At 48.3% G+C, this 15,680-nt stretch carries 13 protein-coding genes; 6 read left to right on the top strand and 7 right to left on the bottom strand.

Features of this window, described 5'->3' with window-relative positions:
• Positions 1 to 191: 191 nt before the first annotated feature.
• On the bottom strand, positions 192 to 1,523 hold the full coding sequence (gene rlmD, locus ACO5JD_RS02155; RefSeq protein ID WP_021625379.1) for a 23S rRNA (uracil(1939)-C(5))-methyltransferase RlmD: 1,332 nt from the start codon (positions 1,521 to 1,523) through the stop codon (positions 192 to 194).
• Positions 1,520 to 3,958, bottom strand: coding sequence for a polyphosphate kinase 1 (gene ppk1, locus ACO5JD_RS02150; RefSeq protein ID WP_021625378.1), 2,439 nt, complete (start codon positions 3,956 to 3,958; stop codon positions 1,520 to 1,522). The genes rlmD and ppk1 overlap by 4 nt, the downstream gene beginning before the upstream one ends.
• A gap of 594 nt (positions 3,959 to 4,552) precedes the next feature.
• On the opposite strand from ppk1, the gene arcA reads away from it, so the two are divergent.
• The 5 genes from arcA (at position 4,553) to trpS (ending at position 10,520) form a co-directional block, all read left to right on the top strand.
• Positions 4,553 to 5,806, top strand: a complete 1,254-nt coding sequence (arcA, locus tag ACO5JD_RS02145; protein ID WP_035438049.1) for an arginine deiminase — start codon at positions 4,553 to 4,555, stop codon at positions 5,804 to 5,806.
• Positions 5,807 to 5,900: 94 nt separating this feature from the next.
• Positions 5,901 to 6,893: an ornithine carbamoyltransferase gene (gene argF / locus ACO5JD_RS02140; protein ID WP_021625375.1), complete on the top strand. Its 993-nt coding sequence runs from the start codon at positions 5,901 to 5,903 to the stop codon at positions 6,891 to 6,893.
• 396 nt (positions 6,894 to 7,289) lie between these two features.
• The gene (locus ACO5JD_RS02135; protein ID WP_021625374.1) at positions 7,290 to 8,759 is read left to right on the top strand and encodes a YfcC family protein; all 1,470 of its coding nucleotides are present in this window, start codon (positions 7,290 to 7,292) and stop codon (positions 8,757 to 8,759) included.
• A 112-nt stretch (positions 8,760 to 8,871) separates the two neighbouring features.
• Positions 8,872 to 9,357: a hypothetical protein gene (locus ACO5JD_RS02130; protein ID WP_021625373.1), complete on the top strand. Its 486-nt coding sequence runs from the start codon at positions 8,872 to 8,874 to the stop codon at positions 9,355 to 9,357.
• A gap of 107 nt (positions 9,358 to 9,464) precedes the next feature.
• A complete protein-coding gene (gene trpS / locus ACO5JD_RS02125; protein ID WP_021625372.1) occupies positions 9,465 to 10,520 on the top strand; it encodes a tryptophan--tRNA ligase in 1,056 nt (351 codons plus the stop codon).
• 30 nt (positions 10,521 to 10,550) lie between these two features.
• Here trpS and ACO5JD_RS02120 read toward each other — a convergent pair whose 3' ends face one another.
• A complete protein-coding gene (locus ACO5JD_RS02120) occupies positions 10,551 to 11,126 on the bottom strand; it encodes a M48 family metallopeptidase (protein ID WP_021625371.1) in 576 nt (191 codons plus the stop codon).
• A gap of 77 nt (positions 11,127 to 11,203) precedes the next feature.
• Here ACO5JD_RS02120 and ACO5JD_RS02115 point away from each other — a divergent pair, with 77 nt between their 5' ends.
• Positions 11,204 to 11,803, top strand: coding sequence for a 5-formyltetrahydrofolate cyclo-ligase family protein (locus tag ACO5JD_RS02115; protein WP_021625370.1), 600 nt, complete (start codon positions 11,204 to 11,206; stop codon positions 11,801 to 11,803).
• A 272-nt stretch (positions 11,804 to 12,075) separates the two neighbouring features.
• On the opposite strand, the gene aroQ is transcribed toward ACO5JD_RS02115, so the two are convergent.
• From aroQ to ACO5JD_RS02095, 4 genes are all read right to left on the bottom strand, one after another.
• Entirely contained in the window at positions 12,076 to 13,086 is a 1,011-nt protein-coding gene (aroQ, locus tag ACO5JD_RS02110) for a type II 3-dehydroquinate dehydratase (RefSeq protein ID WP_484987258.1), read from the bottom strand.
• 135 nt (positions 13,087 to 13,221) lie between these two features.
• Positions 13,222 to 13,881 (bottom strand): shikimate kinase, encoded by a 660-nt coding sequence (locus tag ACO5JD_RS02105; protein ID WP_484987256.1) that lies wholly within the window; start codon positions 13,879 to 13,881, stop codon positions 13,222 to 13,224.
• Complete coding sequence (locus ACO5JD_RS02100) at positions 13,820 to 14,503, bottom strand: shikimate dehydrogenase family protein (protein WP_484987254.1); 684 nt, start codon at positions 14,501 to 14,503, stop codon at positions 13,820 to 13,822. The genes ACO5JD_RS02105 and ACO5JD_RS02100 overlap by 62 nt, the downstream gene beginning before the upstream one ends.
• A complete protein-coding gene (locus ACO5JD_RS02095) occupies positions 14,503 to 15,648 on the bottom strand; it encodes a bifunctional chorismate mutase/prephenate dehydratase (protein WP_021625367.1) in 1,146 nt (381 codons plus the stop codon). Before ACO5JD_RS02095 ends, ACO5JD_RS02100 begins: the two co-directional genes overlap by 1 nt.
• Positions 15,649 to 15,680 lie beyond the last annotated feature (32 nt).

Genomic DNA, 15,680 nt, shown 5'->3' with positions numbered 1-15,680 from the left:
TAATTTTTACCTGGGATGGAGCTGATGAATCGTGCACCCTTTTCTTATGTTGTAGCTCCGCACCGCAACACGTCTCTTTTACTTTCTAGTTTTTATTCTGAGCATATATGCCATAGCTACAGTATGAATAGTTGCCCTTTCATTTGCATTGCAGCCTGTAGACGCGCAATGTTTTAAGGGCTTTTGGGCTTCTAGGCAGTCTGTCTTGACAATAAGCAAACCGTCTCGACGTGGTAAGTCTGGGGGAAGAGGTCAACAGGGGTAATGTGCAGCGGCTGGTAGTTACCTAGTGCGCGGAAACGTGCAAGGTCACGTGCAAGCGTTGCTGGATCGCAGCTTACATACGCAATGCGACGGGCGCGCTGTTCTGAGAGCTGCTTTACCACATCCTCAGCAAGCCCAGCACGTGGTGGATCAACAACAATCAAGTTTGCATCGCTATCAGGAAACTCTCGACCAGCATCTCCGCCAATAACATCAACGTTTTGTAACTGTGCATTATCAAGATTACGACGGAGATCACGAACAGCAGGCCCAGATGCTTCTACAGCAGAGACAAATTCGCATCGCTTTGCAAGGGGTAGGGTAAAGGTGCCCGCACCGCAGTACAGATCCATTGCCTCTTCGTCTGGCTGAGGATCAAGTCCTGCAAGTACCAGCTCAATCAAGCGTTCTGCTCCTAAGGTATTAACCTGAAAAAATGAAGGAGCAGAAAGAGCCATACGCTGACCTGCAATACGCTCGGTCCAATGACCCTTACCAGAAAGCACTTCTACACCAGTGACGCGGCGCGCTTTTTTTGGTCCTTTGGTGAGTACCCGTACAACAGAGCTTGCATGCGTGGCGTCACCGAGGACTTTTGCAACTTGAGCGCGGGGAAAAGCACCTGGTTCTCCCCAGAGTGCAATTTCAATATCTTTAGTATGCAGTGCTACACGAATACCAACTCGTTCGAGGCCAAGTTCATTGGTACTACCGAGATAGCCCAAGGCGCCTGATACTGCTTTGACAAGTTTTGCATGCTTGTCTTGCAAAAGTGGGCACGAATCGACTTTGATGACTGACCCATCTATTGCATGCATGCCTATAACAAGACGACCTTTTTGTCGGCTTACGGCGAGTTCCACTTTGTTGCGATATCCCCAGTCGGCAGAAGGACGCTCGCAGTTTGCAACCAAGGACTCAGCTGTTGCCATCTCAAAGTGTCCGATGCGAACGAGTGCATCCACAACAGAAGAGCGCTTTGCTTCAAGTTGGGCATCTTTTGCAAGAACCCCCCAAGGGCAACCGCCACATATACTTGCATAAGGACAGATAGGAGCGACGCGTTTTTTAGATGGCTCGACAATATGCTTGACTCTGCCTTTTGAAAAGCTTGAGCCATCTTGTACGATTTCAACCTCAGCAATATCACCAGGAACAGCCCCGGCAACAAAAATGGTCTTTCCTTCTGGAGTGTGAGCGATTGCGTCAGCTCCATAGGCCATACGCTCTATTTGCAGTGTGAGCACTAAATATGTCATCTCCTCAAGCCAAACAAGGTGGCAATGCCTTCACCAATCAAGTGGAACGCTTGGCTCATGCGCCCGCGTGGGATCTCAGGTTTCTCGGCGATTATCTCATTTTCGTCCGTTTTGCTACTCATATTGGCAGTGTTGGCATCCTGTACTTTGGGTTCAGATGTAGGGGAAGATATACGAGTAGTCTCTCCCACAGAAGGACCTTTACCATCGGCGCTCTGAATGCGATGACGTTTGGCCGTGGCCTGAGCATCAGCTGACGCTCGGGCGCGTTCACTGGCAAGTGCGCATAGTCTTTCCTGAGAGTTAACGAGTAACTCACCTTCACCCAGTTCAATCTTTTGCCAGATGCCATCTGAGGTGAGCTGGCGAGCCTTGGTGTTATCGGCAAGCTGGAGATCCATGTATTCTTTGACCATCTGACGACAGCGTGGATCAAGCACAGGATAGGCAATCTCAACGCGACGTTCGGTATTGCGTGTCATCATGTCGGCAGAGGAGAGATAGATGGTATCCATCTCGGATCCAAAGGCGTAGACACGGGCATGTTCAAGGAAGCGCCCTACAATCTGGCGCACGACCAATCCATCTGTTTTGCCTGGGACGCCTGCTTTGATACAGCAAATACCACGGACGATGAGCGTCACTTGAACACCCGCTTCGCAGGCTTCCGAAATCTTATCAATGACATCACGGTCAGTTAGCGAGTTCATCTTCATGAGAACTGCTGCTTCATGACCACTTTTGGCGCGATGAATCTCGCGATCAAGGCCACTCATCACCAAAGGCTTGAGACGGGTAGGTGCCACGCCAAGATAGCGGTAACTTCCATGCAGATTACCTAACGAAAGGTTGCGGAAAAATACATTGCCATCTTCACCAATGCCCTCATGTGCTGTAAGTAGCATAAAGTCGGAGTACAGACCCGCTGTCTTCTCATTGAAATTGCCTGTACCAAGGCAGGTGATTCGCTTTATTTCACCCTGTTGGTGGTAGGTAATCTGGCAAATCTTAGAGTGCACCTTAAAACCTTCTTGACCGTAAATTACGGTGCAACCCGCATCTTCAAGGCGTTCTGCCCAAGCAATATTGTTTGCCTCGTCAAAACGCGCGCGCAGCTCCATTAACACGGTGACATCTTTGTTATTTTCGGATGCCGCAATCAAAGATTCGCACAGCTTAGAGAGTTTGGCTACGCGGTAAAGCGTAATTTTAATCTGGATACAGTCATCATCTGATGACGCTTCATGGATAAGTTGTAGCAGCGGATCCATTGACTCATAAGGATAAAAGAGCAGGATATCGTTAGCTTCAACCTGTGGACGAATGGGTTTTGACATATCAACCATTGAGGAAGGCTGAGGCGAGAAGGGATTATACAGTAGCGTCGCTCGCGAATCTACAGGTAGGTGCAACTCAAGCGAGAAGATATAGCCTAAATCTAGAGGCATATTAACGCGGAAGACGCGCTTGCGGGGCAGTTCTGTCTCGCTGAGGATAAATTTCTCCAAATCTTTGGGAAGTTGTCCCTGGACTTGCAAGCGCACTGGTTGCAAACGCTGGCGTAGCTTGAGCACGCGTTTCATGTGCTGACGATAGTCTTCTTCTTCACCGACACCTTCGCCATCAGGATCGATATCGGCATTGCGTGTTAGACGAATGACCGCAGAAGCAGTTGGTAGGTAATTGCCAAAGAGTCCATCTAGGCGAGTACGAATTACATCTTCGATGAGGGTGTAACGCCATACTTCTTGCGTGCTTGGTAGGGGAATCACACGGGGGAGTGACGCGGGCACTTCAATAATGCCCAGCATTCCCGACTCATCAGGTCCATTGAGTGAGCAGGTCACATAAAGCTGCATATTGCGTAGATTGGGGAAGGGATGGCGAGGATCGACAATTTGCGGCGAGATGATAGGTGCAATATGTGTGTCAAAATATTTGGAGGCAACAACCTTGTCAGCATCGTTCATGGTTTCACAGCTCGCACGTTCAAGACCGCGATGAGAAAGTTGTGACTCAATAGTCTCCAGTGCCTTTTCTTGCTTTTCAATGTAACTGGGAAGTACTGTAAAGATGGCTCGAAGCTGTTCGGCGGGAGTTTGGTTGGATTTGTTATCTGTAGGCTGATGTTTGAGTAGATTCAAATCAGAAAGACCACCGATGCGAATCATAAACCACTCATCAAGGTTCGAGCCAAAGATGGATACGAATTTCAGTCGTTCAAAAAGAGGGACAGTTTCATCTAACGCTTCGTCAAGCACACGGTCATCAAAGCGTAGCCAGCTGATCTCGCGGTTTTGCGTATACGAAAAGTCATGTTTTGGTGATTGGATTTTATCCTTTTGAGAAGAATTCTTCGGGGTAGCAGTTTCCTTTGTAGTCTTTGCCGACTTTTCAGGATTTTTGCCTTGTGTGGCTGTAACTTTGTCCGCCATAAACGAGCCCCCATTTCTCACTTACTCAATAGACTTTATTTTATCAGCTGCTTGAGTTAGCTGGCTGTGTTCGAGCAATATAAAATGCCGCGGGGGTACTGTTTTTTGTCAGTGGAGTACGTCAGCGAAGCATTTTAAAATTTGTTGGAAATTTGGCTAAAAATTTGCTTTAGAAAAAGTTTTTTTAGAGATGTTTATATGTCAAATGCATTCTCTAAAATAAGAATAAAAATCTATATTTAGTAAATAAACTGTATATTACATGACTGTTACATCACTCTCTCAAATTCTAGAAGAAAAGCCAAATAAAAAGCAGCCCAAATGAAATAATCAAGAAATAATGGTGACTTTATGCAGGTAATCAGGGAAGAATTGTGAATATAACCATCTAAATTTGTCACAAATAACCGCTCAACGAAAAAATAATACCGTTCCCCCGTGAACAAATTTATAGCTATCGAAATTAAAAACTATTGGATATAGTTAGGAATTGTAATGCAGCGGCTTGCGACTTTAGATATAAAACTGCGATGCCGATGTGATGTTTCTATTCAAGTTGTGCCAGAAGACTGGCACAAAGGAGTGGGAGGAATCATGCCTAAGGGACTTAACGTCCACAGCGAGATTGGTGCCCTCAAAAAGGTACTGCTCCACCGTCCTGGCGAGGAACTGCTCAACCTGCCGCCCGACGAGCTCGGTCGTCTGCTTTTTGACGACGTGCCTTTCCTCGAGGTAGCTCAGGAGGAGCACGATCGCTTTGCAGAGATTCTGCGTGAGCAGGGCGCTGAGGTTTTGTACCTCGAGAAGCTCGTTGCTGAGGCTCTTGATGCAGCAGGCACTCGTGAGGAGTTCACCAACCAGTGGCTCGACGAGTCTGGTCTTCGTGGCAGGCACACCCGTGCAGTTGTCAAGGAGTTCATGGATTCCATTGAGGATACCCAGGCCTTCGTAGAGAAGTCCATCGCTGGTATTCGTAAGAACGAGCTCGAGCTTCCGACTCGTTCCAGCAACCTGCTTGCTGACCTCGTTGGTGCAGATCAGGACAGCGAGTCTGATCTCCTGATTGACCCCATGCCCAACACCTACTTTACTCGTGACCCCTTTGCAATTGTTGGTCACGGCGTTAACCTCAACCACATGTACTCTGTCACTCGTAATCGCGAGACTTTGTATGGTAAGTACATCTTCCGCGATCACCCTGAGTACAAAGAGTCTCCCCTGTGGTATCGTCGCGATTCTGCTTACCACACCGAGGGTGGCGATGTTCTCAACATCAACGCTCACACCTTGGCAATCGGTATCTCTCAGCGTACGCAGGCTGCCGCCATTGACGCTTTGGCACAGCACATGTTCTGGGAGAAGGCAGACCAGTGCGAGATTGACACCATCTACGCATTCAACATCCCCGTGTCTCGTGCCTTCATGCACCTTGACACCGTCTTTACCCAGATTGATGTTGACAAGTTCACCATTCACCCAGGCATCATGGGTACCCTGCAGGTCTTCAAGCTCACCAAGGGCGCTTCTGAGGGCGAGATTGCTATCGAGGAAATGAACGACACCCTCGAGCACGTTCTGGCAAAGGCTATGGGTCTGGATACCGTCCAGCTCATCAAGTGCGGTGGCGGCGATCCCGTCGCAGCAGCTCGTGAGCAGTGGAACGATGGTTCCAACACCCTCGCAGTTGCACCTGGCAAGATTTGCGTTTACCAGCGCAACACCGTTACCAACGATGTTCTGTACAAGGAAGGTCTCGACCTCCTCGTTGTTCCCTCCGCAGAGCTTTCCCGCGGCCGTGGCGGCCCCCGTTGCATGTCCATGCCCTTCTGGCGTGAGGACCTCGTGTAGGCGGCGCTTAAAAAGTAATACCCAAAGGGCAGGTCTTACCTGCCCTTTGGCTTGTAGGTCAGATATAGAAAAATTTTTATGAAAGGAACGAATTATGGCCATTTCTTTGTCCGGCCGCAATTTCCTTAAGCTGCTTGACTACACCCCTGCTGAGATCAACTACCTTCTTGATCTGGCTGCTCAGTTCAAGAACATGAAGCGCGCTGGCATCCCTCACCGTTACCTTGAGGGCAAGAACATCGTTCTTATTTTCCAGAAGACCTCTACTCGCACCCGTTGCGCATTTGAGGTTGGCGCTTATGACCTTGGCATGGGCGTTACTTATCTGGATCCTAACAGCTCTCAGATGGGCCACAAAGAGTCCACTGAGGACACCGCCCGTGTTCTCGGCCGTATGTTTGATGGTATTGAGTACCGCGGCTTTGCTCAGGATCAGGTTGAGGAGATTGCAGAGAAGTCTGGCGTTCCTACCTGGAATGGTCTGACCGATAAGTTCCACCCCACCCAGATGCTCGCTGACATCCTCACCATGAAGGAAGAGTTTGGTGACATCCGCGGCAAGAAGCTCACCTTCTTTGGTGATGCTCGCAACAATGTTGCTAACTCCCTGATGGTTGTTTGCGCCAAACTCGGCATCAACTTCTGCGCTTGCGGTCCTGAGGAGCGTATGCCGGATGCTGATCTTGTTGCTACCTGCCGCGAGATTGCTGCTGAGAACGGCTGCGAGATTGTTCTGACCGAGGATCCCCACGAGGGCGCCAAGAACTGCGATTGCCTCTACACCGACATTTGGGTTTCCATGGGCGAGTCCTATGACCTGTTTGGTGAGCGCATCAAGCTTCTGACTCCTTACCGTGTTACCAAGGAGCTCATGGCTGAGGCTAACCCCAACGCTATCTTTGAGCACTGCCTGCCTTCCTTCCACGACACCAACACCACCCATGGCAAGGAGGTTGCCGAGGAGTTTGGTATCACCGAGATGGAGGTTACTGACGAGGTCTTCGAGGGCCGTCAGTCTCGTGTCTTTGACGAGGCAGAGAACCGTATGCACACCATCAAGGCTGTTATGTACGCAACCCTGAAGTAAGTTCTTGCTCTATATAAAGCAATGCACCTCCTTGGATTTTGAATCCAAGGAGGTTTTTGTTGCTACTATAATTTTTCTATTTTGTCAAGTAACAATTTTTTTACGGCGACTTTTGTATTCTCAAAATATTGCAAATTTTAGTTGAATAAAACATAAGGATGGGAACTCTTTTTATGTTTATTCTTCTAAAACATGCAGGTTATTCATGCTCAAATTCGGTGAGTGCGGCTGAAGTTATCCAAAATAGATAATCGAATATTTTCACCGACAAATTGCCTACGCTCACCATTGTGATGGAGTTGTGATATCTTAGTTTCGCTAACATTACACACGTTCTGGTGTGTGATTTGCACAAGTTTTGTTGGAGCGCCTGCGGGCGCAAGGAAAGGAGTTGGAATGGCTGAGGCAACTAAGCCAAAGAAGAAGAGGGAGATGCTAACTTCGTTTAGTATCATTTACATCCTCATGATTGCTGTTGTGGCAATCTCATGGCTGCTCAATGGCCAGGCTACCGGCGCTTTGACCGAAGATGGCGCAAAGGAGCTTGTCACGGGTGCTTCTCTCGGCACGTTCACCATGGCATCCGTTAATGGTTTCGGCGATGCTATGTCCGTCTGTCTCTTTGTTATGGTGCTGGGCGGCTTCCTCGGCATCGTTAACAAGACCAACGCACTTAACGTTGGTATTACCAACCTTGTTAAAAAGATGCATGGCAAGGAGCTTATTCTTATCCCTCTCTTGATGCTTCTCTTTGCTGTACTGGGTTCTACCTATGGCTTCTGCGAGGAGACCGTCGGTTTCTACATCCTGCTTGCTGCAACCATGATGGCTGCAGGCTTTGACCCCATGACTGGTGTCATGATGATTCTTTTGGGTGCTGGTGTTGGTTGCCTCGGCTCCACCGTCAACCCCTTCGCAGTGGGTGCAGCTGTTGACGCACTCAGCGCTGAGAGTGTTGGTATTGCTGTTGATCAAAGTATTACCATTGCGCTCGGTCTTATCCTCCTCATTGCTACTTGGGCAGTTTCTTCTTTCATCGTTGTCCAGTATGCCAAGAAGGTTCGCAAGGATCCTTCCGCAACCATCATGTCTGACGCTGAGCTCGAGGCTGCTCGCGAAGCTTACGGTAACAACATTGCTGAGGTTGGCGATACGCAGCTTACTGGCAAGCAGAAGGCAGTTCTTTGGATTTTTGCTATCTCCTTCCTTATCATGATCCTCGGCTTTGTACCTTGGGGCAGCTTCGGTATTACTTTCTTTGAATCTTGGTCTGGCTTCCTGACCGACCTTCCTTTGGGTGAGTGGTACTTTGCAGAGTCCACCACTTGGTTCCTTCTCATGGCCATCGTCATTGGTGTTGTCTATGGCTTCTCTGAGCACGAGATTGTGGACACCTTTATGTCCGGTGCTGGCGAAATGATGTCCGTTGTCTTGATCATTGCTGTTGCTCGCGGCGTCACCATGATCATGAACGCAACCAACCTCTCCAACTATGTTTTGAACAATGCTTCTGCAGCACTGGAGGGCACCTCTGGTCCTGTCTTGGCTATCGGCAGCTACCTGCTTTACTTCCTGCTTTCCTTCCTGATTCCTTCGACTTCTGGTATGGCTGGCGTTTCCATGCCCATCATGGGGCCCTTGGCCGCCAATCTTGGATTCAACCCTGCAGTCATGATCATGGTCTTCTCCGCTGCTTCCGGTGTTGTCAACCTGATTACCCCGACCTCTGCAGCAATCATGGGTGGCCTTGCTCTTGCTCGTGTTGAGTACTCCACTTGGTTCAAGTTTGCCATCAAGCTTGTCGGCATTCTGTCCGTGGTTTGCGTGATTATTCTTGCTATCGCTATGACAGTGATTCCTGCATAAGTTTTTACGCAACAATTGTTAGACAAGAAGGACTCCTGGTTTCAGGAGTCCTTCTCTTATGTCACAATCTTGAGCGTTGGCTAGTTCTCATACTTTGAATGGATAAATCTTTATGTTTCCTCAATCTCAAGACCTAACCAAGGTTTCGTCGCGTGTCGCTTTAGCCGCTGGTGCGATTTCTGTTATTGCTACGCTCGTGACCGTTATGCATCCTGACAGCTTTGCGGTAGTTTCAGGTAAGTCTGCAAGTATTGGCAACATTGTTTTGCTTGTTGCTTTAGTACAGCTTGCTTTGGGTGTAGTGGGGGAGTTGCGATACCGCTCTCGAGCGCGCATAGATTATCATCCGTCTTTGGGGAAAGGCGTTGCATCTGGTGCCTTTGCCTTTGTTTGTCTTGCTCTTGATTATGTGTTTGTAAGTTCGTTTTATTCAGCGGCTTTTGGCACTACGCTTAAACCTGTGGGTTCAGCCGAGCTCTTTCATATCTTTGCGCTTATTGGATTTGTTGATGCACTCTTTACCCTTTTGCTAGGGGCAGCTCATGCAATTGCGGCGATTCTTGTCTTGCGTGAGGAAGCTGCGGAGTTTGATGACTAAAGACCTTTTGGTCAAAGCTTTTGTCCAAGCATTACGTTTTTGACTATCCAGCCGCTGGGATGTATAGCCTATGATAGAGAGCGTTAACGAGATTAGAGGAGGCTTTGATGCCCAACGAGGGAAGTTATGAAGCAGCGCTGAGGCGTAGCAACCAAATTCAGGCAGATCTTGCCGATGGCAAAACCGAAGCGTATACCATGCTTACTGGCGATCGTCCTACGGGTCGTCTGCATATGGGTCATTATTTTGGCACTCTGATTGAGCGGGTACGCTTACAAAATATGGGCGTTAAGTCCAATGTCATTATTGCGGACTATCAGGTCATTACCGATCGCGACAATACTGAGCATATCCAGGATAATGTCTACAACATGGTGATGGATTATCTTGCTTGTGGCATTGATCCTGCAAAGACCATGATTTTTACCCACTCAGCAGTGCCTGCAGCCAATCAGCTGATGCTGCCTTTTCTCTCCTTAGTTTCTGAGGCCGAGCTTGAACGTAACCCTACGGTTAAAGCCGAGCAGGAAGCCAGTGGACATGCGCTTACAGGTTTGCTTTTGACTTATCCCGTGCACCAAGCCTGCGATATTTTGTTCTGCAAGGGCAATATCGTTCCTGTTGGTCGTGATCAGCTGCCTCATATTGAGGTAACAAGTAAAATTGCTCGTCGTTTTAACGACCGTTATCACTGTAATGTGTTTCCTGAGGTCTCGGGTCTGCTTACCTCTACCCCCTTGCTTCCTGGTCTAGATGGTCGCAAGATGAGCAAGTCTTATGGCAATGCGATTTCTTTGTGCATGACGGCAGAAGAAACCGCAAAGCTTATCAAGAAGTCCAAGACTGACTCCGATCGCAATATTACCTTTGATCCTGAGAATCGTCCTGGTGTCTCTGCTCTGCTTACCACAGCAGGCATTTGCACAGGCCGCGATCCCAAGGAGATTGCAGAAGAGATTGGTATGGGTGGCGGCGGCGCGCTTAAACGTTACGTTACCGAGGCGGTTAACGGCTATTTTGCACCAATTCGTGAGAAGCGTCGTGAGTATGAGCAGGACCTTGATTACATCAAAGATGTATTACACGATGGCAATAGACGCGCCAACGAGGTCGCTCAGGCCACGCTTGCCGAGGTGCAAGAGGCGATGGGTATGGTTTACTAAATCCAGCTTGTGTGGCGGTATTTTGCTTTTTTAACGGCGGGGTGGATGCGTGTTGAGATAAATACGCGCCTCCCGCCATTTTGGATAGACACTTTCCATCAGTGCATAAAATTCGCTATTGTGTGAGCGTATCCTTAGATGACAAAGTTCATGCACTACAACAGATTCAAGACAGAATTTGGGCAGATGTGCAAGCTCGGTGTTTATGGTGATTTTGCCGCTTCCTACGTTGCAAGATCCCCAGCGGCTGATCATATAACGGGTGCGCCAGTCAGTACACTGTACCTTAAGTATAGGCTCGTATTTTGCAAAAAGAGCAGGTAAGAGCCGCGAGAGTATTTCCTTATCGCGAGCGATTTCTTCTTTGCTAGGTTTGTTTGCAGAAGTCTTTTGTTTCGTTTTGAGTACAGTATTTTTAATCCAATCTAGATGGTCGAGAATAAAAGCATCAACTTGAGCTGGGCGTACGCTTGACGGTACAGAAAGACGTACGCTGGCATCAGGTCGTATTCGAAGGTTGAATTTTTTTACTTCTCCGCTTACGATGAGCACATCGATACCATCAAAGGTCTTATGCGAATACTTAGGTGTATAAGAACGTGGCATGAGTTTATCTCCAACGTATGTGAAAGCTTTTGCTATGATTTTTAGACTTACACTGTAGCGCAGTAGAGGGGAAATGCATGGCAAGCTCAAATGGAGCAGATGCAAGTAAGACTGCACTTGAAGCAAGTTATCTGCGTGCATTACCGACTCCTGTTATCAGCAGTACCACAGACAATGAAGGCGCACTTGAGTTGTTAAGCAAACTTGATTTGTGGACTCGTGCGCAGGTAGTGTTGCTACCTGTAGGTGACCAAGGCGGTATCTCTATGACAGCCCTAGCCACGCGAGCTTTTGCTGCTGGTAAGCGTGTGGGACTTTGCTTGGATTGCAATGGTGTTGCCGACTGTATTGAGATCTTTGCTGAAGTAGAGCTTGACGTTACAGAACGTACGATTCCCGAGGCATCTAGCTGCCGTGCCGAAGGTGATACGTTGGGCTTCAGCTGTAGCGAGCTTGTAGAGTCGCTCTGTATCGTACCTGGGCTGGTGTTTGATGGCCAAGGTTACCGCGTCGGCGAAGATGACGATAAACTCGATGAGTTTCTTACCTTCTATCCTGGTCACAAGCTCGCTCTTGTCCGCTCGATGCAGGTCTCAAGTAACCCTTTGCCACATGAAGACAAAACAATCGCTGTTGACTACCTCATCACCGAAAATGCTATTTGGCGCTGCGGTTAGTTTCTTCTCCGCAGCGGGTCTACAACACGTTTTTCTGCTCCACAGGCGGTTCACGACGCACCTTTTCGCTTGCGCTCTCTTCGCAGACGGTTCAATAAGCACCCTTTTACCTACATCGGGTTCAATAAGCGCCCTCGCGACAATTTTTATCTGGGGTTTCTCGAGCCATTTGGTACGGTTTTGAACCGTTTGCGGGGGTTTGGGACGGTATTGAACCGTCTGCAGAGGCTGTATAGGACGTGATGACTTATAGACTATAGAGAAAATGACGACTACAGGTTGCAAGCGGTGACATTAAGATGAGCAGCCATATCCCTAATGGCTTTGGCGTAACCCTCGATACCTAAGCCCACAATAGACTCAAAGCATGCGTCGCGCACGTAAGAAATCTGCCTAAAGGCTTCACGCTTGTCTACCTCAGAAATATGCACCTCAATAGTGGGAATACCAACCGCACGCAGGGCATCAAGCAAAGCAATTGAAGTGTGTGTCAGAGCCCCTGGATTGATGATGATGCCGTCATAAACCTGATAGGCATCTTGGATGCGGTCAACAATATCGCCCTCATGGTTGGACTGAAAACACGAGCAAGTACTAAAGCCAACTTCACTCGCTACAGCCTTGCAAAGGGTTAGCAAATCATCGTAGCTGCTATGACCATAAATATCAGGTTCGCGAATACCAAGCATATTGATATTGGGTCCGTTGATGATAAGAAGTCTGTAGTCTTGAGTATGGATACTCTCATCCTCAGAATCATCAGCAGCGCTTACTTCGTTTGACTTTTCTTGCATGGCGTCTGCTTCGCCCGTCTTATCTTGCTCAAAAAGTTGGCTGAGTCCTGCCAAATCATCAACATCAGCATTAACATGACTCAAAAGATGCACACCATCAGATAAAGCGGCATCGTTGGCGCGCGATTGTGCTTCGTAAGAGCGCTGACGAGAAGGACTAATACGCACACGTAGATTAGATGCTAAAGGAGATGTACCCACTACAGTATCTGCATCTTCAGGATTAAGGCCAGTGAGCCCAACAAAGGAGTTATAAACATCGCGAACAAGACGTGGTCCAAAAACCACCTCAAGACCATCAGAGCCTCGCGAAGCCAAGCCAAGTACACCAGGGATGGATTCCAGCTCTTCATCGTCAACTTCTTCAGGATTGACGATACGCAGCCTGAGTCGCGTCATGCACAAAGAGTTAGAGCGGACATTTTCTTTGCCGCCTACACTCGAAAGTACTGATTCTGCGATTGACGAAGGCGAAGCTTCGGCTGCCATAAGACTCTATCCTCCTTGAAGTTGCGAAACTTCAGTATAGGAAAGATTCTGCTCTACATATAGCTTTTCCAAAGCTCAAACGGTGAGTGGCAGCTTGCTTAGGCAAAAAAAGAAATTAATTGAGCAAATCAATTTCTATGTCGTTTGGGTTTTGAGGAAGTCAATAATAGCACATGCATCACCTGCAGGAGAGCCAGTGCCTGCAACAATTGTATCCGCCCAGCTACGATAGAGATCCATGCGTTCCTCCGCGAGCTGCTCTAGCCCTTTGGACTGTGAGAGGGGTCTGCCCCTGGTGGAAAGCTGTTCAAGAGGGCGATCCAGCATCACGATAAGTCCATTTTGGTGAAGCAAATCATAGTTGTCTTTGCGTACAACTACACCGCCACCACAGGAGATAACAAGACCCGACTTGCTTGCATAATCTGCAAGTATTTGGGATTCAGCGTCGCGAAAAGCAGCTTCGCCATGTGCGCTGATAAAGTCTGCAGCGCTGGTATCTTCTTTTATTCTAAAAGCCGCATCAAGGTCAATAAAAGGACGATGTAATTCGCGCGCTAAAAGATTGCCTGTACTTGTCTTGCCAACTCCTGGCATGCCAATTAAGCAGATATTGGTCATAGAGCAGCGCAATTCACGCTCAATCACTTCAACGGTCTCCAGTGAATGCGTTGTGCTCAAGAAAAGCTCAGATGAAAGAGCTGCCTGAGCAACAAGCATGGCAAGTCCAGACTCAAAAGGAATGCCGTTCTGCTTGTAAACAAAGACCTGTGCGTGCAGGGTTGTAGACAACATCAATGACTCCTCGCAAGTGGCTGAGCTTTGCCAGTTTCGCCTTGCTAAGAGGACTTGCTGGACAGTCGGGATACATACCTACAGGCGTCGTATTGATGAGAAGTCCAGCATCTGCATGACGTGTGACAAGCGTGTCATAGTTATCGTCACTATAACGAGAGATTACACTGACATGGGCTCCAAATTCCTTCAGAGCGGCTTGCACCGCTTGACTTGCGCCACCAGATCCCAGAACGACAACAGGCAAATGAGAAAGTAGTCGAACTCCGTCCGCGCCCCAGTGACGTTCACAAAAGCGTTTGAGCATCCAAGCAAAGCCACCCACATCGCTATTATCAGCAAAAATACCGCCATCACTACGTTTGACCAAGGTGTTGGCGGCTCCTATGCGTTGTGCACGTTCACTTACCTCATCAGCCAGTGCAAAAGCATTGACCTTGTAAGGAATGGTGACATTGAGCCCCTGCCATGCGCCATGGCGAATAAAGTCTCTAACCTCTTCTGGCTCGCGTTCAAAAAGCGCATAGGGAGTCGAACCTAGCATCTTGTGGATGCGAGGTGACCAGCTATGCCCAAGTTTGCGACCAAGTAGGCCAAAGCGAGCGTCGGAGGCTTCAGCCATCAGATGACCTCGCTGTAACTTCCGAGATAGCGCATGTCTTCGCAGACATTGCCCAGGGTGGACATGAGCTGTGTAAATTCAGGAGCCACTACGGGACAATCCACATCAAAGTAAAACATGAATTCAAAGTCCTTGCCTGGAATAGGTCGACTCTCAAGTTTAATGATGTTGATATCGAGGGCATAAAACTTAGCAAGCACTTTGAAAAGAGCGCCAGGTTCATTACCAACAACAAGCATCAAAGAACTGCGGTCTGCACTAGGATAGATTGTGAGTTTTTTTGTGATACAAGCAAAGCGGGTGTAGTTGTCATCGCGATCCTGCACTGCTTGTGCAAGGGGAACTAAACCATAAAGTTCTGCGCAAGCACGTGATGCAAGAGCAGCAACATCACTGCGTTCGGAATTAGCAACCAGTTTGGAGGCAACGGCGGTATTCTCAACCACATGTACCTGAGCATTAGGTAGTGATTGCAAGAAGCCCATGCTCTGAGCAACCGCTTGCTCATGGCTATATATCTCGCGAATATCCTCAAGTTTAGTGCCTGGTTTGGCAAGAAGATTGTGATCAACCTTAAGGCGGCAGGTGCGTACGATATGGAAGTCATACTGCATCATAAGGTCGTAGACTTCATTCACCGATCCTGCACTGCTGTTTTCAATGGGCAGTACACCATAGTCAGAAAATCCCTGGTCAACCGCACGAAAAACACCATCAAAGGTATCGAAGTAGCTGATGTTGGCATGCTTGAACAGGCGGTCAGTTGCAATTTGCGAATAAGCCCCCTCAACGCCTTGGCAGGCAACAAATGCATCGCGAGGGAAAAGCTCAGGAGACTCTTTGATAGCTTTATTAATGTTTGAAACTACCTGATTGCTGCGACCCAAAGAACTAGTTTGACGTGAGCGAGAAGCTTCCATAAGCAAAGACATCAGTACTTGGACATAGGCCTGCTGGTCCTCGGGCACCTTGGCTGCAGCATTGACAAGTATTTGGTGTTCGCGATTGCGGTCAAAAACGGGAAGCTTGTGCTCACCTTTATAAGCCGCGACCTCATTGGCAACATCCATGCGTTCTTTGAAGAGCTCAAGAATGTCATTATCGATACGGTCAATATGCTTACGTATTTCTGAAATATCTGCCACGATCGTTCTGCTTTCTCTCAGTAGACGTTATT

The sequence above is a fragment of the Olegusella sp. genome (assembly GCF_057238325.1).
This window is presented reverse-complemented; position numbering and strand designations above follow the sequence as displayed.